27 protein-coding genes and 1 other annotated feature are annotated in these 23,105 nt (G+C 40.4%); all 27 genes read left to right on the plus strand.

Annotated features, from left to right (window positions below; all coding sequences use genetic code 11):
- Positions 1-39 precede the first annotated feature (39 nt).
- The 27 genes from nusG to rplE all read left to right on the plus strand — a co-directional run bounded on the left by nusG (position 40) and on the right by rplE (position 23,104).
- Positions 40-573, plus strand: a complete 534-nt coding sequence (nusG, locus tag ACUXVC_RS00600; RefSeq protein ID WP_000415794.1) for a transcription termination/antitermination protein NusG — start codon at positions 40-42, stop codon at positions 571-573.
- A gap of 167 nt (positions 574-740) precedes the next feature.
- Positions 741-1,166 carry a 50S ribosomal protein L11 gene (rplK, locus tag ACUXVC_RS00605; protein ID WP_001085872.1) on the plus strand — a complete coding sequence of 142 codons (426 nt, stop codon included), beginning with the start codon at positions 741-743 and terminating at the stop codon, positions 1,164-1,166.
- A gap of 176 nt (positions 1,167-1,342) precedes the next feature.
- Positions 1,343-2,035: a 50S ribosomal protein L1 gene (rplA, locus tag ACUXVC_RS00610; protein ID WP_002094239.1), complete on the plus strand. Its 693-nt coding sequence runs from the start codon at positions 1,343-1,345 to the stop codon at positions 2,033-2,035.
- 49 nt (positions 2,036-2,084) lie between these two features.
- Positions 2,085-2,228, plus strand: a sequence feature (ribosomal protein L10 leader region).
- A gap of 39 nt (positions 2,229-2,267) precedes the next feature.
- Positions 2,268-2,768, plus strand: coding sequence for a 50S ribosomal protein L10 (gene rplJ / locus ACUXVC_RS00615; protein ID WP_000048718.1), 501 nt, complete (start codon positions 2,268-2,270; stop codon positions 2,766-2,768).
- A 67-nt stretch (positions 2,769-2,835) separates the two neighbouring features.
- Positions 2,836-3,195: a 50S ribosomal protein L7/L12 gene (rplL, locus tag ACUXVC_RS00620; protein WP_000159737.1), complete on the plus strand. Its 360-nt coding sequence runs from the start codon at positions 2,836-2,838 to the stop codon at positions 3,193-3,195.
- 76 nt (positions 3,196-3,271) lie between these two features.
- On the plus strand, positions 3,272-3,871 hold the full coding sequence (locus ACUXVC_RS00625; RefSeq protein WP_064531899.1) for a class I SAM-dependent methyltransferase: 600 nt from the start codon (positions 3,272-3,274) through the stop codon (positions 3,869-3,871).
- A 291-nt stretch (positions 3,872-4,162) separates the two neighbouring features.
- The gene (gene rpoB / locus ACUXVC_RS00630; protein ID WP_000147553.1) at positions 4,163-7,696 is read left to right on the plus strand and encodes a DNA-directed RNA polymerase subunit beta; all 3,534 of its coding nucleotides are present in this window, start codon (positions 4,163-4,165) and stop codon (positions 7,694-7,696) included.
- A 37-nt stretch (positions 7,697-7,733) separates the two neighbouring features.
- Positions 7,734-11,345, plus strand: a complete 3,612-nt coding sequence (gene rpoC / locus ACUXVC_RS00635) for a DNA-directed RNA polymerase subunit beta' (RefSeq protein ID WP_000567943.1) — start codon at positions 7,734-7,736, stop codon at positions 11,343-11,345.
- A gap of 113 nt (positions 11,346-11,458) precedes the next feature.
- A complete protein-coding gene (locus ACUXVC_RS00640) occupies positions 11,459-11,707 on the plus strand; it encodes a 50S ribosomal protein L7ae-like protein (protein WP_000121833.1) in 249 nt (82 codons plus the stop codon).
- Positions 11,708-11,821: 114 nt separating this feature from the next.
- On the plus strand, positions 11,822-12,244 hold the full coding sequence (gene rpsL, locus ACUXVC_RS00645) for a 30S ribosomal protein S12 (RefSeq protein WP_001142341.1): 423 nt from the start codon (positions 11,822-11,824) through the stop codon (positions 12,242-12,244).
- Between the two features lie 29 nt (positions 12,245-12,273).
- Positions 12,274-12,744 carry a 30S ribosomal protein S7 gene (rpsG, locus tag ACUXVC_RS00650; protein ID WP_001137492.1) on the plus strand — a complete coding sequence of 157 codons (471 nt, stop codon included), beginning with the start codon at positions 12,274-12,276 and terminating at the stop codon, positions 12,742-12,744.
- A gap of 205 nt (positions 12,745-12,949) precedes the next feature.
- Complete coding sequence (gene fusA, locus ACUXVC_RS00655) at positions 12,950-15,028, plus strand: elongation factor G (protein ID WP_000196384.1); 2,079 nt, start codon at positions 12,950-12,952, stop codon at positions 15,026-15,028.
- Positions 15,029-15,145: 117 nt separating this feature from the next.
- Positions 15,146-16,333, plus strand: a complete 1,188-nt coding sequence (gene tuf, locus ACUXVC_RS00660) for an elongation factor Tu (protein ID WP_001029617.1) — start codon at positions 15,146-15,148, stop codon at positions 16,331-16,333.
- Positions 16,334-16,731: 398 nt separating this feature from the next.
- Positions 16,732-17,040 carry a 30S ribosomal protein S10 gene (rpsJ, locus tag ACUXVC_RS00665; RefSeq protein WP_001040595.1) on the plus strand — a complete coding sequence of 103 codons (309 nt, stop codon included), beginning with the start codon at positions 16,732-16,734 and terminating at the stop codon, positions 17,038-17,040.
- A 34-nt stretch (positions 17,041-17,074) separates the two neighbouring features.
- Complete coding sequence (rplC, locus tag ACUXVC_RS00670; protein WP_000160209.1) at positions 17,075-17,707, plus strand: 50S ribosomal protein L3; 633 nt, start codon at positions 17,075-17,077, stop codon at positions 17,705-17,707.
- 25 nt (positions 17,708-17,732) lie between these two features.
- The gene (gene rplD, locus ACUXVC_RS00675; protein WP_001127258.1) at positions 17,733-18,356 is read left to right on the plus strand and encodes a 50S ribosomal protein L4; all 624 of its coding nucleotides are present in this window, start codon (positions 17,733-17,735) and stop codon (positions 18,354-18,356) included.
- Positions 18,356-18,646 (plus strand): 50S ribosomal protein L23, encoded by a 291-nt coding sequence (gene rplW, locus ACUXVC_RS00680; RefSeq protein WP_001205558.1) that lies wholly within the window; start codon positions 18,356-18,358, stop codon positions 18,644-18,646. The genes rplD and rplW overlap by 1 nt, the downstream gene beginning before the upstream one ends.
- Positions 18,647-18,674: 28 nt before the next feature.
- The gene (gene rplB, locus ACUXVC_RS00685) at positions 18,675-19,505 is read left to right on the plus strand and encodes a 50S ribosomal protein L2 (RefSeq protein WP_000511583.1); all 831 of its coding nucleotides are present in this window, start codon (positions 18,675-18,677) and stop codon (positions 19,503-19,505) included.
- Between the two features lie 60 nt (positions 19,506-19,565).
- On the plus strand, positions 19,566-19,844 hold the full coding sequence (gene rpsS, locus ACUXVC_RS00690) for a 30S ribosomal protein S19 (protein ID WP_000124454.1): 279 nt from the start codon (positions 19,566-19,568) through the stop codon (positions 19,842-19,844).
- Between the two features lie 17 nt (positions 19,845-19,861).
- The gene (rplV, locus tag ACUXVC_RS00695) at positions 19,862-20,203 is read left to right on the plus strand and encodes a 50S ribosomal protein L22 (RefSeq protein WP_001148024.1); all 342 of its coding nucleotides are present in this window, start codon (positions 19,862-19,864) and stop codon (positions 20,201-20,203) included.
- A 3-nt stretch (positions 20,204-20,206) separates the two neighbouring features.
- Positions 20,207-20,866: a 30S ribosomal protein S3 gene (gene rpsC / locus ACUXVC_RS00700; RefSeq protein ID WP_000529956.1), complete on the plus strand. Its 660-nt coding sequence runs from the start codon at positions 20,207-20,209 to the stop codon at positions 20,864-20,866.
- Position 20,867: 1 nt separating this feature from the next.
- On the plus strand, positions 20,868-21,302 hold the full coding sequence (rplP, locus tag ACUXVC_RS00705) for a 50S ribosomal protein L16 (RefSeq protein WP_000928971.1): 435 nt from the start codon (positions 20,868-20,870) through the stop codon (positions 21,300-21,302).
- Entirely contained in the window at positions 21,292-21,492 is a 201-nt protein-coding gene (rpmC, locus tag ACUXVC_RS00710; RefSeq protein ID WP_000855718.1) for a 50S ribosomal protein L29, read from the plus strand. Before rplP ends, rpmC begins: the two co-directional genes overlap by 11 nt.
- A 20-nt stretch (positions 21,493-21,512) precedes the next feature.
- Entirely contained in the window at positions 21,513-21,776 is a 264-nt protein-coding gene (gene rpsQ / locus ACUXVC_RS00715; RefSeq protein WP_000004106.1) for a 30S ribosomal protein S17, read from the plus strand.
- A gap of 43 nt (positions 21,777-21,819) precedes the next feature.
- Complete coding sequence (rplN, locus tag ACUXVC_RS00720; protein WP_000615912.1) at positions 21,820-22,188, plus strand: 50S ribosomal protein L14; 369 nt, start codon at positions 21,820-21,822, stop codon at positions 22,186-22,188.
- Positions 22,189-22,226: 38 nt separating this feature from the next.
- Positions 22,227-22,538: a 50S ribosomal protein L24 gene (gene rplX / locus ACUXVC_RS00725; RefSeq protein WP_000558200.1), complete on the plus strand. Its 312-nt coding sequence runs from the start codon at positions 22,227-22,229 to the stop codon at positions 22,536-22,538.
- A gap of 26 nt (positions 22,539-22,564) precedes the next feature.
- Positions 22,565-23,104, plus strand: coding sequence for a 50S ribosomal protein L5 (gene rplE, locus ACUXVC_RS00730; protein ID WP_001080829.1), 540 nt, complete (start codon positions 22,565-22,567; stop codon positions 23,102-23,104).
- Position 23,105 lies beyond the last annotated feature (1 nt).

Raw genomic sequence — 23,105 nt, forward strand, 5'->3', positions numbered from 1 at the left:
AATGTACGTCAGGGAGGGAAGGACGCTCGTCCTAAATGAATGGAAAAAAGTTGGTATGTTGTCCATACTTATTCTGGATATGAAAATAAAGTAAAAGCAAACCTAGAGAAGCGTGTAGAATCAATGGGTATGCAAGATAAAATTTTCCGTGTTGTTGTCCCGGAAGAAGTAGAAGTAGAAATGAAAAACGGAAAAGAAAAATTAATGAAAAGAAAAGTGTTCCCAGGTTATGTATTAGTAGAATTAATCATGACTGATGATTCTTGGTATGTTGTACGTAACACGCCGGGTGTAACTGGGTTCGTTGGTTCTTCTGGTTCTGGATCTAAACCATCACCTCTATTAGAAGAGGAAGTTGTTACCATTATGAAACATATGGGAATGGACAACGAAGTGGTTGATTTCGACTTTGAACTTCATGAGACAGTACGTGTAAATGAGGGGCCATTCGCAGATTATACAGGTGCTATTGAAGAAATTGATGTGGAGAAGAAAAAGGTTAGCGTACTTGTGGACATGTTTGGTCGCGAGACTCCAGTTGAACTTGACTTCCATCAAATTGAAAAATTATAAAATGAAACTTGAAATGAATTGTAAAAAGTGATAATATCTTTTAAGTCAGTACGTCTTCGTTATCGGAGACGTTTTTTGAAAGATTTTATCCTTACAGATAAAATATGACGTGGGAGGGCAAATCACTGTCCAATTGACCACATCACGGACTTAAGGAGGTGTGTCTCGTGGCTAAAAAGGTAATTAAAATGGTAAAGCTTCAAATTCCTGCAGGTAAAGCTAACCCAGCTCCACCAGTTGGTCCAGCATTAGGACAAGCAGGTGTTAACATCATGGGCTTCTGTAAAGAGTTTAACGCTCGTACAGCAGATCAAGCTGGTCTTATCATCCCTGTTGAAATTACGGTATTTGAGGACCGTTCATTCACTTTCATTACTAAAACTCCTCCTGCTGCTGTTCTTCTTAAGAAAGTAGCTGGTATTGAGTCTGGTTCTGGTGAACCAAACCGTAATAAAGTGGCAACTGTTAAGCGTGATAAAGTACGCGAAATCGCTGAAACTAAAATGCCTGACCTAAACGCTGCTAGCGTAGAAGCTGCAATGCGTATGGTTGAAGGTACTGCACGCAGTATGGGCATCGTTATCGAAGACTAATTCGATTTGTTTTTAAAAAAGGTTGCGGGTCTGGAATTCCAATTCGCAACCTTTATTATCGTAAATGATTATTGTTTTTAAATAAATGGATGGCGCTCATCCTCAGGTTATACCTGAAAACAGGCGTAAACGTGGGAGGTTATTCCGCTAAAACCACATTCGAGGAGGAAATAAAAATGGCTAAAAGAGGTAAAAAGTACGTAGAAGCTGCAAAGCTTGTTGATCGTGCATCTGCTTACTCTGCAACAGAAGCAGTAGAATTAGTAAAGAAAACAAACACAGCTAAATTTGATGCAACTGTAGAAGCTGCATTCCGTTTAGGTGTTGACCCTAAGAAAGCTGACCAACAAATCCGTGGTGCAGTTGTTCTTCCACACGGTACTGGTAAAGTACAACGTGTATTAGTGTTCGCTAAAGGTGAAAAAGCTAAAGAAGCTGAAGCTGCTGGCGCTGACTTCGTAGGCGATACTGATTACATCGGTAAAATCCAACAAGGTTGGTTCGATTTCGATGTAGTAGTAGCAACTCCTGACATGATGGGTGAAGTTGGTAAACTTGGTCGCGTATTAGGACCTAAAGGTTTAATGCCAAACCCTAAAACTGGAACAGTTACTTTCGATGTAACTAAAGCTGTTAACGAAATCAAAGCTGGTAAAGTTGAATACCGCGTTGATAAAGCTGGTAACATCCACGTTCCAATCGGTAAAGTATCTTTCGAAGATGCTAAATTAGTAGAAAACTTCAAAACAATCGCTGACACTTTATTAAAAGTTAAGCCATCTGCTGCAAAAGGTACTTACATGAAGAACGTAACAGTTGCTTCTACAATGGGACCTGGCGTACGCGTAGACGTTTCTACATTAGCGTAAAAATTGGAAGTTGACTTCATAAAGAAGATTTAATATAATCATTTATGTTGTGAATTTAAATAGTGTACCGTAGACAGTAGGTGTCGATAGACTTAATTTCCTACCTAGGTGTTAATATACGAAACGGAATTTTTTTCTGTGACTATATGCCTCCATGTCTACAAGTTGGGCATGGAGGTTTTTAGTGCACTTTCGGTACATCTTCTATATAATCTACAGGAGGTGTAATAACATGAGCAAAGTAATCGAAACTAAACAACAAGTTGTAACTGAAATCGCGGACAAACTTCGTGCTAGTAAATCTACAATTGTTGTTGACTACCGTGGTTTAACAGTTTCTGAAGCAACAGAATTACGTAAGCAATTACGTGAAGCTGGCGTTGAGTTCAAAGTTTACAAAAACTCTCTAACTCGTCGTGCTGCAGAATCTGCTGAAATGGCTGAGTTAAACGAATTCTTAACAGGACCAAACGCAATCGCGTTCAGTAACGAGGATGTAGTTGCTCCTGCGAAAGTATTAAACGACTTCGCTACAAAACATGAAGCTTTAGAAATTAAAGCGGGCGTAATCGAAGGTAAACTTGTAACACTTGATGAGGTTAAAGCAATCGCTACTCTTCCATCACGTGAAGGCTTACTTTCTATGCTTCTTAGCGTTCTTCAAGCTCCAATCCGTAACCTTGCACTTGCTACTAAAGCAGTTGCAGAACAAAAGGAAGAGCAAGGCGCTTAATTTTTTAAAAGATAATTACTTGTTATCTATAAAACAATACAAACCTATTTAAGGGAGGATATTTACAATGACTAAAGAACAAATCATTGAAGCAGTTAAATCTATGACTGTATTAGAACTTAACGACTTAGTAAAAGCTATCGAGGAAGAATTCGGCGTAACTGCTGCTGCTCCTGTAGCTGTAGCTGGTGGCGCTGGTGAAGCTGCTGCTGAAAAAACTGAGTTTGACGTAGTACTTGCAAGTGCTGGCGCTCAAAAAATCAAAGTTATCAAAGCTGTACGTGAAATCACTGGTCTTGGCTTAAAAGAAGCTAAAGAATTAGTTGACAACACTCCAAAAGCAATCAAAGAAGGCGTTTCTAAAGAGGAAGCTGAAGAAATGAAAGCTAAACTTGAAGAAGTTGGCGCTGCTGTAGAAGTTAAGTAATTAACTTTTGATGCTTTAAAAAAAGCTCGCTCTCATGCGAGCTTTTTTTTTAACTGTAAAGAAAAGAGGTGGCCATATGGCAGACCATTATTTTTCTAACGACCCTTCTAGTAAAAGTGATCGTAAACGATGGGAATTTCCACTTCGTGGATCTCAATTTACTTTTTTATCTGACCATGGGGTGTTTTCGAAAAACGAGGTGGACTTTGGTTCTCGTCTTTTAATTGAAGCGTTTCAAATGCCGGATATTAAAGGTGATATATTAGACGTAGGTTGTGGATACGGTCCTATTGGTTTGTCGTTAGCGAAAGAGTTTCAAGGTTGTGAAGTTCACATGGTGGATGTGAATGAAAGGGCGCTTGGGCTTGCGAAAGAAAATGCCGCTAATAACAGAATCGAGAATATACGTATTTTTCAAAGTAGCGTCTATGAAAATGTAGATGGCGAGTATGCTGCTATTCTATCTAACCCTCCAATTCGTGCGGGTAAAGATATCGTACATGAGATTTTAGAAAAAGCTGTGGATTATTTAGTTCCAGGTGGAGAACTTTGGATTGTTATTCAAAAGAAGCAAGGTGCACCATCTGCGCTGAAAAAACTAGAAGAAGTATTTTCTGAAGTTGAGATTGTAGAAAAGAAAAAAGGATATTATATCATAAAATCAAAAAAACGTTGACGGTTATTTTTGGCTATGTTAACATTATACAATGCCAATATATGATTTTCTGCGTTGAGAAAGATGTATATTTTTGTTTCTCTTGGAAAAGATAGTAAAATCAGCAGATTATGAAACAGAATGATGGTTTTCTTATAGAAGCCATTTTTCTTTTTTGAGCAGGTAGAAAGACTCAACGTATTTATCTTTAAGAGAAAAAGACTACGCTAATAGCAGTAGTTGTATTTATTTGTGATTTTGCACAAATTTTTTTGTGCATTTATAATACTCATGATTTGAGGGGTGAAGCAGTTGACAGGTCAACTAGTTCAATACGGACGCCACCGCCAACGAAGAAGTTATGCCCGTATTAGTGAAGTATTAGAGTTACCAAATCTTATCGAAATTCAAACCTCTTCTTATCAGTGGTTTCTTGATGAGGGTTTGCGAGAAATGTTCCAAGACATTTCTCCGATTGAAGACTTTACGGGAAATCTATCGCTTGAATTTATCGACTACAGCTTAGGTGAACCTAAATACTCTGTAGACGAATGCAAAGAGCGTGATGTGACGTATGCAGCACCACTTCGTGTAAAAGTGCGTCTAATCAACAAGGAAACTGGTGAAGTAAAAGAACAAGATGTGTTCATGGGAGATTTCCCACTCATGACAGAGACTGGAACATTCGTAATTAACGGTGCAGAACGTGTTATCGTTTCCCAGTTAGTTCGCTCTCCAAGCGTATACTATAGTGGCAAAGTGGATAAAAACGGAAAACGTGGTTTTACTGCTACTGTAATTCCAAACCGCGGAGCTTGGTTAGAGTATGAGACAGATGCTAAGGATGTTGTATATGTGCGTATTGACCGTACGCGTAAACTTCCTGTAACTGTTTTGTTACGCGCATTAGGGTTTGGCTCTGATCAAGAAATCACCGAGCTTTTAGGTGATAACGAATACTTAAGCAACACATTAGAAAAAGACAACACAGATAGTACAGAAAAAGCATTGCTTGAAATTTATGAGCGTCTACGTCCTGGTGAACCACCAACAGTAGAAAATGCTAAGAGCTTACTTGTGTCTCGTTTCTTCGATCCAAAGCGCTACGATTTAGCAAATGTAGGTCGCTATAAGATCAACAAGAAGTTACACATTAAAAACAGATTGTTTAATCAACGTTTAGCTGAAACATTAGTGGATCCAGAAACTGGTGAAATTTTAGCGGCAGAAGGAACAATCTTAGATCGTCGTACACTTGATCGCATTTTACCTTACTTAGAGAAAAACATTGGATTCAAAACAGCGAAACCAATGGGTGGAGTGGTAGAAGGCGATGTTGAGCTGCAATCTATTAAGATTTATGCTCCTGAGTCGGAAGGCGAACGTGTAATTAATGTAATTGGTAATGCAAATATTACTCGTGATGTGAAACACATCACACCAGGTGATATCCTTGCTTCTATCAGTTACTTCTTCAACCTACTATACAAAGTAGGGGATACAGATGATATTGACCATTTAGGAAACCGTCGTCTGCGTTCTGTTGGAGAACTATTACAAAATCAATTCCGTATCGGTCTTTCTCGTATGGAACGTGTTGTTCGTGAGAGAATGTCGATCCAAGATACAAATGCAATTACACCACAGGCGCTAATTAATATTCGTCCTGTTATTGCATCTATTAAAGAGTTCTTCGGAAGTTCTCAGTTATCTCAGTTCATGGACCAAACAAATCCATTAGCAGAGTTAACTCACAAACGAAGACTATCTGCATTAGGACCTGGTGGTTTAACGCGTGAGCGCGCAGGCTTTGAAGTACGTGACGTTCATTACTCCCACTACGGTCGTATGTGTCCGATTGAAACACCAGAGGGACCAAACATCGGTTTGATTAACTCATTATCTTCGTTCGCGAAAGTAAATGAGTTTGGTTTCATTGAAACACCATATCGTCGTGTTGACCCAGAAACTGGTCTTGTAACAGGGCATGTTGATTATTTAACAGCAGATGAAGAAGATAACTATGTTGTAGCCCAAGCGAATATGAAATTATCTGATGAAGGTGAATTCCTAAGTGAAGATATCGTAGCTCGTTTCCGTGGTGAAAACATTGTCACAAATAGAGAACGCATCGACTACATGGATGTATCTCCAAAACAAGTAGTGTCGGCAGCGACAGCTTGTATTCCGTTCTTAGAAAACGATGACTCTAACCGCGCACTTATGGGAGCGAACATGCAACGTCAGGCGGTTCCGTTAATGAATCCGGAATCTCCGATTGTAGGTACAGGTATGGAGTACGTATCAGCAAAAGACTCAGGTGCTGCAGTAATCTGTAAACATCCTGGTGTTGTTGAGCGCGTAGAAGCACGTGAAGTTTGGGTACGTCGCTATGTAGAAGTTGACGGTCAAACAGTAAAAGGCGACTTAGATCGCTACAAAATGCAAAAATTCATTCGTTCTAACCAAGGAACTTGTTACAACCAACGTCCAATCGTAAGTGTTGGAAATGAAGTTGTAAAAGGTGAAATCCTTGCGGATGGTCCTTCTATGGAATTAGGTGAACTAGCACTTGGACGTAACGTGCTTGTTGGCTTCATGACTTGGGACGGTTATAACTACGAGGATGCGATCATCATGAGTGAGCGCCTTGTAAAAGATGATGTGTACACTTCTATTCATATTGAAGAATATGAATCAGAAGCTCGTGATACGAAGCTTGGACCAGAAGAAATTACACGTGACATTCCAAACGTTGGGGAAGACGCATTACGTAACCTTGACGAGCGCGGTATCATTCGCGTTGGTGCTGAAGTAAAAGATGGAGATTTACTTGTTGGTAAAGTAACACCTAAAGGTGTAACAGAATTAACAGCTGAAGAACGTCTATTACATGCTATCTTTGGAGAAAAAGCGCGTGAAGTACGTGATACATCACTACGTGTACCACACGGTGGTGGCGGTATTATCTTAGACGTAAAAGTATTCAACCGTGAAGATGGCGATGAATTGCCACCAGGCGTGAATCAACTTGTACGTGCATATATCGTTCAAAAACGTAAAATTTCTGAAGGTGACAAGATGGCCGGACGTCACGGTAACAAAGGTGTTATTTCTCGTATTTTACCAGAAGAAGATATGCCTTACTTACCAGACGGTACGCCAATCGATATCATGTTAAACCCATTAGGGGTACCATCTCGTATGAATATCGGTCAGGTATTAGAGCTTCATCTTGGTATGGCAGCAAGATACCTGGGCATTCACATTGCAACACCAGTATTCGATGGTGCTCGTGAGGAAGATGTTTGGGGCACAATTGAAGAAGCTGGTATGGCAAATGACGCGAAAACAATCCTGTATGACGGACGTACTGGTGAACCATTCGATAACCGCGTATCTGTTGGTGTCATGTATATGATCAAACTTGCGCACATGGTTGACGATAAACTTCATGCTCGTTCTACTGGACCATACTCACTTGTAACGCAGCAACCTCTTGGAGGTAAAGCTCAGTTCGGTGGACAGCGTTTCGGTGAGATGGAGGTTTGGGCACTTGAAGCTTACGGTGCTGCTTATACTCTTCAAGAAATCTTAACAGTGAAGTCTGATGATGTTGTTGGACGTGTTAAGACTTATGAAGCAATTGTTAAAGGCGAAAATGTTCCAGAACCAGGCGTTCCTGAATCATTCAAAGTATTGATTAAAGAGCTGCAAAGTTTAGGTATGGACGTTAAAATGATGTCTAGCGACGATACAGAAATTGAAATGCGTGATACAGAAGATGACGATGATCATCAATCAGCAGATAAATTGAATGTCGAAGTTGAGACAACTAAGGAATAATTGGGATAACCTGTAGACTAAAAGGGAGGTAGGCCCCTTGATAGATGTAAATAACTTTGAATATATGAAGATTGGACTTGCTTCACCTGACAAGATTCGTTCTTGGTCATACGGTGAAGTTAAGAAACCAGAAACTATTAACTATCGTACGTTAAAGCCTGAAAAAGATGGCTTGTTCTGTGAGCGTATTTTCGGACCACAAAAGGACTGGGAATGTCATTGCGGAAAATACAAACGTGTACGTTATAAAGGTGTAGTTTGTGATCGATGTGGTGTTGAAGTAACGCGTGCAAAAGTACGTCGTGAACGTATGGGTCATATTGAATTAGCTGCTCCTGTATCTCATATTTGGTATTTCAAAGGTATCCCGAGCCGCATGGGACTTGTCTTAGACATGTCCCCTCGCGCGCTTGAAGAAGTAATTTATTTCGCTTCTTATGTTGTAACAGAAAGTGGAGATACACCACTTGATAAGAAGCAATTACTTTCTGAAAAAGAATACCGTGCATATCGTGATCGATATGGTAGCACATTCCAAGCTGCTATGGGTGCAGAAGCGATTAAAAAGCTACTACAAGACATTGATTTAGATAAAGAAGTAGACTTCTTAAAAGAAGAATTAAAAACAGCACAAGGACAACGCCGTACTCGTGCTATTAAACGTCTAGAAGTATTAGAAGCATTCCGTAACTCTGGAAATGAACCATCTTGGATGATCTTAGATGTTCTACCAGTTATCCCACCAGAACTACGCCCAATGGTACAGTTAGATGGTGGACGTTTTGCTACTTCTGACTTAAACGACTTATATCGTCGTGTAATTAACCGTAACAACCGTTTAAAACGTCTATTGGACCTAGGTGCTCCAAGCATCATCGTTCAAAACGAAAAACGTATGTTACAAGAAGCTGTAGATGCATTAATTGATAATGGTCGTCGTGGCCGTCCAGTAACTGGACCAGGTAACCGTCCATTAAAATCACTATCTCACATGCTTAAAGGTAAACAAGGACGTTTCCGTCAAAACTTATTAGGTAAACGTGTTGACTACTCTGGCCGTTCTGTAATCGTTGTAGGACCGAACTTAAAGATGTACCAATGTGGATTACCGAAAGAAATGGCGCTTGAACTGTTCAAACCTTTTGTTATGAAAGAGTTAGTTGGAAAAGGGTTAGCACACAACATTAAGAGTGCGAAACGTAAAATTGAGCGTGTACACCCTGAAGTTTGGGACGTTTTAGAATCTGTGATTAAAGAACATCCAGTACTTCTAAACCGCGCACCAACACTTCACCGTCTTGGTATCCAGGCGTTTGAACCTACATTAGTAGAAGGTCGCGCAATTCGTCTTCACCCACTTGTATGTACTGCATACAACGCGGACTTTGACGGTGACCAAATGGCGGTTCACGTTCCGTTATCATCAGAGGCACAAGCAGAAGCTCGTATTCTTATGTTAGCGGCACAAAACATCTTGAATCCAAAAGACGGAAAACCAGTTGTTACTCCATCTCAGGATATGGTATTAGGTAACTACTACTTAACACTTGAGCGTGAAGGCGCAATCGGTGAAGGTATGGTCTTCAAAGATGCAAACGAAGCAATACTTGCATATCAAAATGGATATGTACATCTGCACACACGTGTTGCAGTTGCTGCAAGTTCAGTAAATAACGTAACGTTTACTGAAGAGCAAAAAGGTAAGCTTCTATTAACAACAGTTGGTAAATTAATATTTAACGAAATCTTACCAGAGTCGTTCCCTTATATTAATGAACCGACAAACTCAAACCTTGAAAAAGAAACACCAGCGGAATATTTCGTTGAAAAAGGTGCGAACATTAAAGAAATTATTGCTAGTCGCGAAGAAGTGGCGCCATTTAGCAAGAAGATCCTTGGTAACATCATTGCGGAAGTGTTCAAACGTTTCCAAATTACAGAAACGTCTCGCATGCTTGACCGTATGAAAAACTTAGGGTTCAAGTACTCTACAAAAGCTGGTATTACAGTTGGGGTATCTGACATTCTTGTATTAGGCGAAAAAGATGAAATTCTCCACGAAGCACAAGCAAAAGTAGATAATGTAATTAAACAATTCCGTCGTGGTTTAATCACGGAAGAAGAACGTTACGATCGCGTTATCTCTATTTGGAGTAATGCAAAAGATGTTATCCAAGGAAAACTGATGAAATCCTTGAATAAACGCAATCCAATCTTCATGATGAGTGACTCAGGTGCCCGTGGTAACGCATCTAACTTTACTCAGCTTGCTGGTATGCGTGGTCTGATGGCCAATCCATCTGGTCGTATCATCGAACTTCCAATCAAATCGAGTTTCCGTGAAGGTTTAACAGTACTTGAGTACTTCATCTCTACGCATGGTGCGCGTAAAGGTCTTGCCGATACAGCACTTAAAACTGCCGATTCTGGTTACTTAACACGTCGTCTTGTAGACGTTGCACAAGATGTAATTGTCCGTGAAGATGATTGTGGAACAGATCGTGGTCTATTAATTGGTGCGATTAAAGAGGGTAATGAAGTAATTGAGTCATTATATGATCGTCTTGTTGGACGTTTTGCAAGAAAAACTGTAAAACATCCTGAAACAGGTGAAGTATTAGTTAGTGAAAACCAATTAATTACTGAAGATATCGCTCATATCGTTGAAAATTCGGGTGTTGAAACTGTAAATATTCGTTCAGCGTTTACGTGTAATACTCGCCATGGTGTATGTAAGAAGTGTTACGGTCGTAACTTAGCAACTGGTACAGACGTAGAAGTAGGAGAAGCGGTAGGTATTATCGCAGCTCAATCTATCGGTGAGCCAGGTACACAGTTAACGATGCGTACATTCCATACAGGTGGGGTTGCCGGAGATGATATCACTCAAGGTTTACCTCGTATCCAAGAGATCTTCGAAGCTCGTAATCCGAAAGGTCAGGCAGTTATCAGTGAAATCGACGGTGTTATCGCAGCGATCAACGATGTTAAAGATCGCCAAGAAGTAGTTGTACAGGGTGAAGTTGAAGCTCGTACGTATGCTATTCCTTACGGTGCTCGTCTGAAAGTAACTCCAGGACAGCCAATTAGCCACGGTAAAGAGTTAACAGAAGGTTCTATTGATCCGAAAGAATTACTAAAAGTAACGGATATTACAGCAGTTCAAGAATACTTATTACGTGAAGTTCAAAAAGTATACCGTATGCAAGGGGTAGAAATTGGTGACAAACACGTAGAGGTAATGGTACGTCAAATGCTACGTAAAGTTCGTGTAAGTGATGCAGGTGAAACAGACGTATTACCAGGAACATTACTAGATATCCATCAGTTTACTGATGCGAATGCGAAGGTGTTACTGAAAGGTAAACAACCAGCGACAGCTAGACCTGTTCTACTTGGTATTACAAAAGCTTCACTTGAAACTGATTCATTCTTATCTGCAGCATCATTCCAAGAAACGACTCGTGTCTTAACTGATGCAGCAATTAAAGGTAAACGTGATGAGCTTCTAGGATTGAAAGAGAACGTTATTATCGGTAAACTTGTTCCTGCTGGAACAGGTATGAATCGTTATCGCAAAGTGGATCTTGTAAAAACAACACAAGATAACATGAATGTAGAAAACGATGAGATTTATGTGGAACAGTAAAATTTTCCGTCGTAAATTTTGTATAAAAACATCTAATCCTAGTTGACATTGTATGAGTCAAAATGTTACTATAATCAAGGTTGCTCCTGAACGATGCTTTGGAGGATATTTATATGTCTTATCAAAAAGTGTCAAATGCTGAAAATGTAGTCGTTGGTCATAAACGCACATTGGAAGCAATCAAAAATGGTATAGTTAAAGAAGTTGTTATTGCAGAAGATGCTGATGTGCGGTTAACCCATGTTATCATTCGCACTGCTTTGCAACATAACATACCCATAACAAAGGTTGAATCAGTTCGTAAGCTTGGAAAAGTTTCGGGGATTCAAGTGGGAGCTTCAGCAATAGGAATAATAAGTTAAAACTGTTTTTGTGAGGAGAGAGCATTTGCTCTTCCTTGCAAAAACTTTGTTTTCAACTAATAATGAACCACCTGGATATGTGGTCATACAAACATGCGAAGGGAGGATAATCAAATGCCTACTATTAACCAATTAGTGAGAAATGGTCGTACTGATAAAGTATGGAAATCTAAATCACCTGCGTTAAACAAAGGGTTTAACTCTTTAAAGAAAAAATCAACTGATATCTCTGCACCTCAAAAACGTGGTGTATGTACTCGTGTTGGTACAATGACTCCAAAGAAACCTAACTCAGCGTTACGTAAATACGCTCGTGTACGTTTAACAAACGGTATTGAAGTTACAGCTTACATCCCAGGTATCGGTCATAACTTACAAGAGCATAGCGTAGTATTAATTCGCGGTGGTCGAGTAAAGGATTTACCAGGGGTACGTTACCACATCGTTCGTGGAGCGCTTGATACAGCTGGTGTTGACAAACGTATGCAAGGACGTTCTAAATATGGTACTAAGCGACCAAAACCTGCTAAAAAATAATAAACTTATAATGAAAGGAGGAACTCAATATGCCTCGTAAAGGACCTGTTGCGAAACGTGACGTGTTACCAGATCCAATGTACAATTCTAAGCTAGTAACACGCCTTATCAACAAAATGATGGTTGACGGTAAAAAAGGTAAATCTCAAACAATTCTTTATAACGCTTTCGATATCGTTCGTGAACGTTCAGATAAAGAACCAATGGAAGTATTCGAGCAAGCTCTTAAGAACATCATGCCTGTTCTTGAAGTACGCGCTCGTCGTGTTGGTGGTGCTAACTACCAAGTTCCAGTTGAGGTTCGTCCAGAACGCCGTACAACTTTAGGTCTTCGCTGGTTAGTAAACTATGCTCGTCTTCGTGGTGAAAAAACTATGGAAGAGCGTCTAGCTTACGAAATCTTAGATGCAGCTAACAACGCTGGTGCATCTGTTAAGAAACGTGAAGACACTCATAAAATGGCAGAAGCTAACAAAGCATTTGCTCATTACCGTTGGTAGGATTCAACGTAAAATAAATGTATGCATAAACCGCTTTATTTGTCGCTTATGGAAGTGTGGAGAGGGAGAATGCCTCTCCCTTTCGTTGGGCGCTCGTTTTACATAATGAGGGTACTGGACACTGGCATATGTAACAATATAAAGTGGCTTTTTTGCTACTTAAAATAAAAAATCCAATCCATATATGGAAGGAGCAAGACACCAAATGACAAGAGAGTTCTCTTTAGAAAACACTCGTAATATTGGTATCATGGCTCACATCGATGCTGGTAAAACAACAGCAACTGAGCGTATTCTGTATTACACAGGACGTATTCATAAAATCGGTGAAACTCATGAAGGTGCATCTCAGATGGACTGGATGGAGCAAGAGCAAGAGCGTGGTATCACAATTACTTCTGCTGCAACTACAGCTCAATGGAAAGGTCACCGTGTAAACATCATTGATACTCCAGGACACGTAGACTTCACAGTAGAAGTAGAACGTTCTTTACGCGTACTTGATGGTGCGGTAGCAGTACTTGATGCACAATCTGGTGTAGAACCACAAACAGAAACTGTTTGGCGTCAGGCTACTACTTACGGTGTACCTCGTATCGTATTCGTTAACAAAATGGATAAGATCGGTGCAGATTTCTTATACTCTGTAGGAACAATCCACGATCGTTTACAAGCAAACGCACATCCAATTCAGTTACCAATCGGTGCTGAAGATGAGTTCAATGGTATCATTGACCTTGTTGAAGAGTGTGCTTACATGTACGGTAACGATTTAGGAACAGACATCGAGCGTGTCGAAATTCCTGAAGAGCACAAAGAACTAGCTGAAGAATACCGTGGAAAGCTTATTGAAGCGGTAGCTGAGCTTGATGAAGAAATGATGATGAAGTACCTAGAAGGTGAAGAAATCACTGTAGAAGAGCTTAAAGCTGGTATCCGTAAGGCTACAACTTCTGTAGAATTCTTCCCAGTAATCTGTGGTTCTGCATTCAAAAACAAAGGTGTTCAAATTCTGTTAGACGCAGTTATCGACTACCTACCATCTCCATTAGATGTACCTGCGATTAAAGGTACTCTTCCGGATACAGATGAAGAAGTAGAACGTAAGTCTAGCGATGAAGAACCATTCGCAGCTTTAGCATTCAAAATCATGACTGACCCTTATGTTGGTAAGTTAACGTTCTTCCGTGTGTACTCTGGTGTGTTAAACTCTGGATCATACGTGAAAAACTCAACTAAAGGTAAGCGTGAGCGTGTAGGGCGTATCCTACAAATGCACGCTAACAGCCGTGAAGAGATTTCAACAGTTTACGCTGGTGATATCGCTGCTGCTGTAGGTTTAAAAGATACTACTACTGGTGATACTCTTTGTGACGAGAAGAGCCTTGTTATCCTTGAGTCTATGGAATTCCCAGAGCCAGTTATCTCTGTAGCTATCGAACCAAAATCTAAAGCTGACCAAGATAAAATGGGTACAGCATTATCTAAGCTTTCTGAAGAAGATCCAACATTCCGTGCTCACACTGACCAAGAAACTGGCCAAACTATCATCGCTGGTATGGGTGAACTTCACCTTGATATCATCGTTGACCGTATGCGCCGTGAATTCAAAGTCGAAGCAAACGTTGGTGCTCCTCAGGTAGCATACCGTGAAACTTTCCGCGCTGCTGCGAAAGTTGAAGGTAAGTTTGCTCGTCAATCTGGTGGACGTGGACAATTCGGTCACGTTTGGATTGAGTTTGCACCTAACGAAGAAGGTAAAGGATTTGAATTCGAAAACAAAATCGTCGGCGGTGTAGTTCCACGTGAATACATCCCAGCTGTTGGAGCGGGTCTTGAAGACTCACTTAAAAATGGTGTACTAGCTGGTTACCCACTAGTTGACATTAAAGCAGCATTAGTTGACGGTTCTTACCATGATGTCGATTCATCTGAGATGGCGTTCAAAATCGCTGCATCTATGGCACTTAAAGCTGCGGTTTCTAAATGTAACCCAGTAATTCTTGAGCCAATGATGAAAGTAGAAGTTGTAATTCCTGAAGAGTACATGGGAGACATCATGGGTGACGTAACATCTCGTCGTGGACGTGTAGAAGGTATGGAAGCTCGCGGTAACGCACAAGTTGTTCGCGCTATGGTTCCACTTTCTGAAATGTTCGGTTATGCGACAGCATTACGTTCTAACACTCAAGGACGCGGAACATTCTCAATGACATTTGATCATTATGAAGAAGTACCGAAGTCTGTTTCAGAAGAAATTATTAAAAAAAATAAAGGCGAATAATTGATTTTTATCAATTGTTCGAGTATAACTACTTATGTAAGCTTAGAAAGTGGGACGTAAGTTTCGCTTTCTAGTCTAAATATAAAATAACCTATATAAACTAAGGAGGAATTTAGAATGGCTAAAGCTAAATTCGAACGTTCTAAACCCCATGTTAACATCGGTACAATCGGCCACGTTGACCATGGTAAAACTACATTAACTGCTGCGATCACTACAGTTCTTGCAAAAGCTGGTGGTGCTGAAGCACGCGGATACGATCAAATCGACGCTGCTCCAGAAGAAAGAGAGCGCGGAATCACAATCTCAACTGCACACGTTGAGTACGAAACTGAAACTCGTCACTATGCACACGTTGACTGCCCAGGTCACGCTGACTATGTTAAAAACATGATCACTGGTGCTGCTCAAATGGACGGCGGTATCTTAGTAGTATCTGCTGCTGATGGCCCAATGCCTCAAACACGTGAGCACATCCTTCTTTCTCGTCAAGTAGGTGTTCCTTACATCGTTGTATTCTTAAACAAATGCGACATGGTAGACGACGAAGAATTATTAGAATTAGTAGAAATGGAAGTTCGTGACCTATTATCTGAATACGGATTCCCAGGCGACGACATTCCTGTAATCAAAGGTTCTGCTCTTAAAGCTCTTCAAGGAGAAGCTGATTGGGAAGCAAAAATCATTGAATTAATGACTGAAGTTGATGCTTACATCCCAACTCCAGAACGTGAAACTGACAAACCATTCTTAATGCCTATCGAGGATGTATTCTCTATCACAGGTCGTGGTACAGTTGCAACTGGTCGTGTAGAGCGCGGAATCGTTAAAGTTGGTGACGTAGTAGAAATCATCGGTCTTGCTGAAGAGAATGCTTCTACAACTGTAACTGGTGTAGAAATGTTCCGTAAACTTCTTGACCAAGCTCAAGCTGGAGACAACATCGGTGCTCTTCTTCGTGGGGTTGCTCGTGAAGACATCCAACGTGGACAAGTTCTTGCTAAAACTGGCTCTGTAAAAGCACACGCTAAATTCAAAGCTGAAGTTTTCGTATTATCTAAAGAAGAAGGTGGACGTCACACTCCATTCTTCGCTAACTACCGTCCTCAGTTCTACTTCCGTACAACTGACGTAACTGGTATCATCCAATTACCAGAAGGTACTGAAATGGTAATGCCTGGTGACAACATCGAAATGACTATCGAACTTATCGCTCCAATCGCTATCGAAGAGGGAACTAAATTCTCTATTCGTGAAGGTGGACGTACAGTAGGTTACGGTGTAGTTGCTACTATCGTTGAGTAATCTTAGCTGATATAAAAAAACCTAAGGGATTTTCCCTTAGGTTTTTTGTTTGCGTTTATATAAAGAAGAAGAGTGTGTATTTTGTTTTGACGAGTTTCTTCTATAGTAATATAAAAACAATAAAAGATAATCCAGAAACTGTAAAACGAATTCTGTTAGATGAAAACTTGAAATTCTTTAAAGTGCCATGTATAATAGCAAAAGTAGAGAAAAGCAGATGCAAACAAAAAGATGCTTGCATCTAGACGAATAACATTGTATAATAGACAATGTTGGTCTTTGACTGCGATGAAGTGGAAGGTTGCTGACACACCCGGCCGCTTTGCCATGGCATGGTGTGGGGAAATTTCCATGGAGAAGGTCTATTTTAGAAATAGGCGAACGAAGGAGGGAAAATAATGGCAAAAGAAAAAATTCGTATCCGTTTAAAAGCTTATGATCACCGTATTCTTGATCAATCAGCTGAGAAAATTGTAGAAACAGCTAAGCGTTCTGGGGCAACAGTTTCTGGTCCGATCCCATTACCAACTGAGAAGACTATTTACACAATTCTTCGTGCTGTTCATAAGTACAAAGATTCTCGTGAGCAATTCGAAATGCGCACACACAAACGTTTAATCGATATCGTGAGTCCTACTCCACAAACAGTAGATTCATTAATGCGTTTAGACTTACCGTCTGGTGTAGATATCGAAATCAAACTATAAATTATATAACTTAAAAATGTAGGAGGTGTAACTCATGACCAAAGGAATCTTAGGAAGAAAGATCGGTATGACTCAAGTATTTGCTGAGAACGGTGAGTTAATCCCAGTAACAGTTATCGCTGCTAATCCAAACGTTGTTCTTCAAAAGAAAACAACTGAAACTGATGGCTACAATGCAATCCAGTTAGGATTTGAAGATAAACGTGAAAAGTTAACTAACAAACCTGAACAAGGCCACACTGCTAAAGCATCTACAACTCCTAAGCGCTTCATTCGCGAAATCCGCGATGCAGACGTGGACGGATTAGAGGTTGGTCAAGAGGTAAAAGTTGAAGTTTTCGCTGCAGGTGAAATCGTTGACGTAACAGGAATTTCTAAAGGTAAAGGTTTCCAAGGTGTTATCAAACGCCACGGACAATCTCGCGGACCTATGTCTCATGGTTCTCGCTATCACCGTCGTCCAGGTTCAATGGGCCCAGTTGCTCCGAACCGTGTATTCAAAGGCAAAAAACTTGCTGGACGTATGGGTGGAGACCAAGTTACTATCCAAAACTTAGAAATCGTTCAAGTTGACACTGAGCGCAACTTATTACTAGTAAAAGGTAACGTTCCAGGTGCTAAGAAATCTCTTGTAGTTGTTCAAGGCGCTGTGAAGGTTAGCAAATAATTCACAATAGGAAGGAGGAATTCCAATGCCAAAAGTTACTGTATATAACCAAACTGGTTCACAGGTTGGTGAAATCGAATTAGCTGAAGCTATTTTCGGTATCGAACCAAATGAAGCTGTACTTTTCGAAGCTGTAATGATGCAACGTGCATCTTTACGTCAAGGTACACACAAAGTAAAAACTCGCTCTGAAGTTCGCGGTGGTGGTCGTAAACCATGGCGTCAAAAAGGAACTGGACGTGCTCGTCAAGGGTCTATCCGCTCTCCTCAATGGCGTGGTGGTGGTACGGTATTCGGACCTACACCAAGAAGCTATGCGTACAAACTTCCTAAGAAAGTTCGTCGTTTAGCAATCAAATCTGCATTAGCTACTAAAGTAGTTGAGAACAACATTGTAGTTCTTGAAGACCTAGTGTTAAATGCACCAAAAACAAAAGACATGCTAGCAGTACTTAAAGGATTAACTGTTGAGAAGAAAGCTCTTATCGTAACTGCTGATGCAAACGAATCTGTAGAGTTATCTGCTCGCAATATCCCTGGAGTAACAGTAATCACTGCTGATGGCGTAAACGTTTTAGACGTGCTTCATCATGATAAGCTAATCATGACAAAAGCGGCAGTGGAAAAAGTAGAGGAGGTGCTTGCATAATGAGAGATCCTCGTGATATCATTAAGCGCCCAGTTATCACTGAACGTTCTATGGAAATGATGGCTGAAAAAAAATACACGTTCGATGTGGACGTTAAATCTAATAAAACAGAAGTTAAAGATGCTCTTGAAGCGATCTTTGGTGTTAAAGTAGAAAAAGTGAACATCATGAACTACAAGCCGAAAGCAAAACGCGTTGGTCGTCACGCTGGTTTTACTAGCCGTCGTCGTAAAGCAATCGTTAAGCTAACTGCTGACAGCAAAGAAATCGAAATCTTCCAAGGCGTTTAATTCTTACTAAAGAAGGAGGGAAATTGAGATGGGAATTAAAAAGTATAATCCAACTACTAACGGTCGTCGTAATATGACTACGAATGATTTCGCTGAAATCACGACTGACAGACCCGAAAAGTCATTACTTGCTCCTTTAAGCAAGAAGGCTGGTCGTAATAACCAAGGTAAAATTACTGTACGTCATCAAGGTGGCGGACATAAGCGTCAATACCGTATCATCGACTTTAAGCGTAACAAAGATGGAATTCCAGGACGCGTTGCTACGATCGAATACGATCCAAACCGCTCTGCGAATATCGCATTAATTAACTACGTTGACGGTGAAAAACGTTACATTCTTGCTCCTAAATCTTTAGAAGTAGGTATGGAAGTTATGTCTGGCCCAGAAGCTGACATCAAAATCGGTAACGCATTACCATTAATCAACATTCCAGTAGGTACTGTTGTTCATAACATCGAGCTTAAGCCTGGTCGTGGCGGACAATTAGTTCGTTCTGCTGGTACATCTGCTCAAGTACTTGGTAAAGAAGGTAAATACGTACTTGTACGTTTAACTTCTGGTGAAGTACGTCTTGTATTATCTGCTTGTCGCGCTTCAATCGGTCAAGTAGGTAACGAACAACACGAACTTATCAAAATCGGTAAAGCAGGTCGCTCTCGCTGGTTAGGTAAACGCCCAACAGTTCGTGGTTCTGTAATGAACCCGGTTGATCACCCACACGGTGGTGGTGAAGGACGTTCTCCAATCGGACGTAAGTCTCCAATGTCTCCATGGGGTAAACCAACTCTTGGATTCAAGACTCGTAAGAAAAACAAAGCGTCTGACAAATTCATCGTTCGTCGTCGTAAAAAATAATGGGATTGTAGTACGGTTCATTTCTAGAACCGTACGCCAATCACGAAGGGAGGCACCAAAATGGCTCGTAGCTTAAAAAAAGGACCATTTGTCGATGATCACTTAATGAGCAAAATGGAAAAATTAGTTGCATCTGAGCAAAAACAAGTTGTTAAAACTTGGTCTCGCCGTTCAACAATCTTCCCTCAGTTCATCGGACACACAATCGCTGTATATGATGGTCGTAAACACGTACCTGTGTACATCACTGAGGATATGGTTGGCCATAAGTTAGGTGAATTCGCACCAACTCGTACGTATAAAGGTCACCTTGCTGACGATAAGAAAACTAGAAGATAATGAGAGGAGGCACTTCAATGCAAGCTAAAGCAGTAGCGAGAACAGTTCGTATTGCTCCTCGTAAAGTTCGTTTAGTAGTAGACTTAATCCGAGGTAAGCAAGTGGGTGAAGCGATTGCTATCCTTAACCACACACCAAAAACTGCTTCTCCAGTTGTAGAAAAAGTTTTAAAATCTGCAATCGCAAATGCAGAGCACAATTATGAGATGGACATTAACAACCTAGTTGTTGAAAAAGTCTTCGTTGACGAAGGTCCAACGTTGAAACGTTTCCGTCCACGTGCAATGGGTCGTGCAAGCCAAATTAACAAACGCACAAGCCACATTACAGTTGTGGTATCAGAAAAGAAGGAGGGATAATCGATGGGTCAAAAGGTTAATCCAATTGGTCTTCGTGTCGGTGTTATCCGTGACTGGGAATCTCGTTGGTTCGCTGAGAAAGATTACGCTACATTATTACATGAAGACATCAAAATCCGTGAGTACATTAATGTACGCTTAAAAGATTCTGCTGTTGCTAAAGTAGAAATCGAACGTGCAGCAAATCGTGTAAATGTTACAATTCACACTGCAAAACCTGGTATGGTAATTGGTAAAGGTGGTACTGAAGTTGAAGCACTTCGTAAAGCTCTTAACCAATTAACAGGCAAGCGTGTACACATCAACATTTTAGAAGTTAAGAGAGCTGATCTTAACGCTAAATTAGTAGGCGAAAACATCGCTCGTCAATTAGAAAACCGTGTATCATTCCGTCGTGCACAAAAGCAAGTTATTCAACGTGCTATGCGTGCAGGTGCTAAAGGTATTAAAACACAGGTTTCTGGTCGTCTTGGCGGAGCTGATATCGCTCGTGCAGAATCTTACAGTGAAGGAACTGTTCCACTTCATACACTTCGCGCTGATATTGACTATGCAGCAGTTGAAGCTGATACAACATACGGTAAATTAGGCGTAAAAGTATGGATCTACCGTGGAGAAGTCCTTCCTACAAAAAAGAAAGCTTCTGAGGAAGGAGGAAAATAATATGTTAATGCCAAAACGCGTAAAATATCGTAGAGAGCATCGTGGTAAAATGCGTGGTCGTGCTAAAGGTGGAACTGAAGTTGCTTTCGGTGAATTCGGTTTACAAGCACAAGCTGCTTCATGGATTACAAACCGTCAAATCGAAGCTGCTCGTCGTGCAATGACTCGTTACATGAAACGTGGCGGTAAAGTATGGATTAAAATTTTCCCTTCTAAACCTTACACTGCAAAACCTCTAGAAGTACGTATGGGTTCCGGTAAAGGGGCACCAGAAGGCTGGGTAGCAGTAGTAAAACCTGGGAAAATTATGTTCGAAATCGCGGGTGTATCTGAAGAGGTAGCACGCGAAGCATTACGTCTTGCAGCTCACAAGTTACCTGTGAAATGTAAATTCGTAAAACGTGAAGAAAATGGTGGTGAATCTAATGAAAACTAATGATATTCGTGAATTAACCACTGCCGAAATCGAAACAAAAGTTAAAGCTTTAAAGGAAGAGTTGTTTAATCTTCGCTTCCAACTTGCTACAGGACAATTAGAGAATCCAACTCGCATTCGTGAAGTGCGTAAAGCAATTGCTCGTATGAAAACTGTAGTTCGTGAAAGAGAGATCGGAATTAATCGATAAATTGAGGGGAGGTTTGCATAGTGAGCGAACGTAACCAACGCAAAGTTTATACTGGTCGTGTAGTGTCTGACAAAATGGACAAAACGATTACAGTTTTAGTTGAAACTTACAAAACTCATTCCTTGTACGGAAAACGTGTTAAGTATTCTAAGAAGTACAAAGCCCATGATGAGCAAAACCAAGCGAAACTTGGCGATATCGTTAAAATCATGGAAACTCGCCCGCTTTCTGCTACTAAGCGTTTCCGTTTAGTTGAAATCGTTGAAGAAGCGGTTATTATCTAAATAGACGAATCGGAATTTTTAGTCCGAAGGGAGGTTTCATAACATGATCCAACAAGAATCTCGTTTGAAAGTTGCTGACAACTCTGGTGCACGTGAACTTTTAACAATTAAAGTATTAGGCGGCTCTGGTCGTAAATATGCTAACATTGGTGACATTATCGTTGCTACGGTAAAACAAGCAACACCAGGTGGCGTTGTTAAAAAAGGTGACGTTGTTAAAGCAGTAGTAGTACGTACGAAGAGCGGAGCTCGTCGTCCGGACGGTTCTTACATCAAATTTGATGAAAACGCAGCGGTTATCATTAAAGACGATAAGAGCCCACGTGGTACTCGTATCTTCGGACCAGTAGCTCGTGAATTACGTGATAGCAACTTCATGAAGATCGTTTCTTTAGCTCCAGAAGTTCTATAATTTAAGGTATTGCCTTGCTAAGGAGGTGCAGAATTAAGATGCATGTAAAAAAAGGTGATAAAGTACAGGTAATCACTGGTAAAGACAAAGGAAAACAAGGCGTTATCCTTGTGGCTTTCCCAAAGCAAAACCGTGTTATCGTTGAGGGTGTCAATATCGTTAAGAAGCACTCTAAGCCATCTCAATTAAATCCACAAGGTGGAATTATTACTAAAGAAGCACCTATTCACGTTTCTAACGTTATGATTTTAGATCCGAAAACAGGTGAACCTACTCGTGTAGGCTTCAAAGTAGAAGATGGTAAAAAAGTTCGTATTGCAAAAAAATCTGGTGAATTATTAGATAAATAATTTTCTTAAGAAAGGAGGTCACTTCATTGAATCGCCTTAAAGAGAAGTTCCAAAAGGAAATTACTCCTGCTCTAGTGAGCAAGTTTAACTATAAATCTGTGATGGAAGTACCGAAAATCGAAAAGATCGTAATCAACACTGGTGTTGGTGACGCGGTATCTAACTCAAAAGCTTTAGACAATGCAGTAGAAGAATTAACACAAATCGCAGGTCAAAAACCTGTTGTAACTCGTGCTAAAAAATCAATCGCTGGTTTCCGTCTTCGTGAAGGTATGCCAATCGGTGCGAAAGTAACTTTACGCGGCGAGCAAATGTATGAGTTCTTCGACAAATTAGTATCAGTTTCTTTACCACGTGTACGTGATTTCCGTGGTGTTTCTAAGAAATCATTCGATGGTCGTGGGAACTACACATTAGGTGTTAAAGAGCAACTTATCTTCCCTGAGATTGATTATGATAAAGTAAGCAAAGTCCGCGGTATGGACATCGTAATCGTTACTACAGCGAAAACTGATGAAGAAGCTCGTGAACTTTTAACACAATTCGGTATGCCATTCCAAAAATAAT

The sequence above is a fragment of the Bacillus sp. N6 genome (genome assembly GCF_052805735.1).

What these genes read in the sequence shown, in the direction of transcription:
- rplV (WP_001148024.1), top strand. Translation starts at nt 19,862, where the DNA reads ATGCAAGCTAAAGCAGTAGCGAGAACAGTTCGTATTGCTCCTCGTAAA.
- rplD (WP_001127258.1), top strand. Translation starts at nt 17,733, where the DNA reads ATGCCAAAAGTTACTGTATATAACCAAACTGGTTCACAGGTTGGTGAA.
- ACUXVC_RS00640 (WP_000121833.1), top strand. Translation starts at nt 11,459, where the DNA reads ATGTCTTATCAAAAAGTGTCAAATGCTGAAAATGTAGTCGTTGGTCAT.
- rplL (WP_000159737.1), top strand. Translation starts at nt 2,836, where the DNA reads ATGACTAAAGAACAAATCATTGAAGCAGTTAAATCTATGACTGTATTA.
- rplN (WP_000615912.1), top strand. Translation starts at nt 21,820, where the DNA reads ATGATCCAACAAGAATCTCGTTTGAAAGTTGCTGACAACTCTGGTGCA.
- rplP (WP_000928971.1), top strand. Translation starts at nt 20,868, where the DNA reads ATGTTAATGCCAAAACGCGTAAAATATCGTAGAGAGCATCGTGGTAAA.
- rplW (WP_001205558.1), top strand. Translation starts at nt 18,356, where the DNA reads ATGAGAGATCCTCGTGATATCATTAAGCGCCCAGTTATCACTGAACGT.
- nusG (WP_000415794.1), top strand. Translation starts at nt 40, where the DNA reads ATGGAAAAAAGTTGGTATGTTGTCCATACTTATTCTGGATATGAAAAT.
- rplC (WP_000160209.1), top strand. Translation starts at nt 17,075, where the DNA reads ATGACCAAAGGAATCTTAGGAAGAAAGATCGGTATGACTCAAGTATTT.
- rpsL (WP_001142341.1), top strand. Translation starts at nt 11,822, where the DNA reads ATGCCTACTATTAACCAATTAGTGAGAAATGGTCGTACTGATAAAGTA.
- rplX (WP_000558200.1), top strand. Translation starts at nt 22,227, where the DNA reads ATGCATGTAAAAAAAGGTGATAAAGTACAGGTAATCACTGGTAAAGAC.
- rpsJ (WP_001040595.1), top strand. Translation starts at nt 16,732, where the DNA reads ATGGCAAAAGAAAAAATTCGTATCCGTTTAAAAGCTTATGATCACCGT.
- rpsG (WP_001137492.1), top strand. Translation starts at nt 12,274, where the DNA reads ATGCCTCGTAAAGGACCTGTTGCGAAACGTGACGTGTTACCAGATCCA.
- rpsC (WP_000529956.1), top strand. Translation starts at nt 20,207, where the DNA reads ATGGGTCAAAAGGTTAATCCAATTGGTCTTCGTGTCGGTGTTATCCGT.
- rpsS (WP_000124454.1), top strand. Translation starts at nt 19,566, where the DNA reads ATGGCTCGTAGCTTAAAAAAAGGACCATTTGTCGATGATCACTTAATG.
- rplB (WP_000511583.1), top strand. Translation starts at nt 18,675, where the DNA reads ATGGGAATTAAAAAGTATAATCCAACTACTAACGGTCGTCGTAATATG.
- fusA (WP_000196384.1), top strand. Translation starts at nt 12,950, where the DNA reads ATGACAAGAGAGTTCTCTTTAGAAAACACTCGTAATATTGGTATCATG.
- ACUXVC_RS00625 (WP_064531899.1), top strand. Translation starts at nt 3,272, where the DNA reads ATGGCAGACCATTATTTTTCTAACGACCCTTCTAGTAAAAGTGATCGT.
- rpmC (WP_000855718.1), top strand. Translation starts at nt 21,292, where the DNA reads ATGAAAACTAATGATATTCGTGAATTAACCACTGCCGAAATCGAAACA.
- rplA (WP_002094239.1), top strand. Translation starts at nt 1,343, where the DNA reads ATGGCTAAAAGAGGTAAAAAGTACGTAGAAGCTGCAAAGCTTGTTGAT.
- tuf (WP_001029617.1), top strand. Translation starts at nt 15,146, where the DNA reads ATGGCTAAAGCTAAATTCGAACGTTCTAAACCCCATGTTAACATCGGT.
- rplJ (WP_000048718.1), top strand. Translation starts at nt 2,268, where the DNA reads ATGAGCAAAGTAATCGAAACTAAACAACAAGTTGTAACTGAAATCGCG.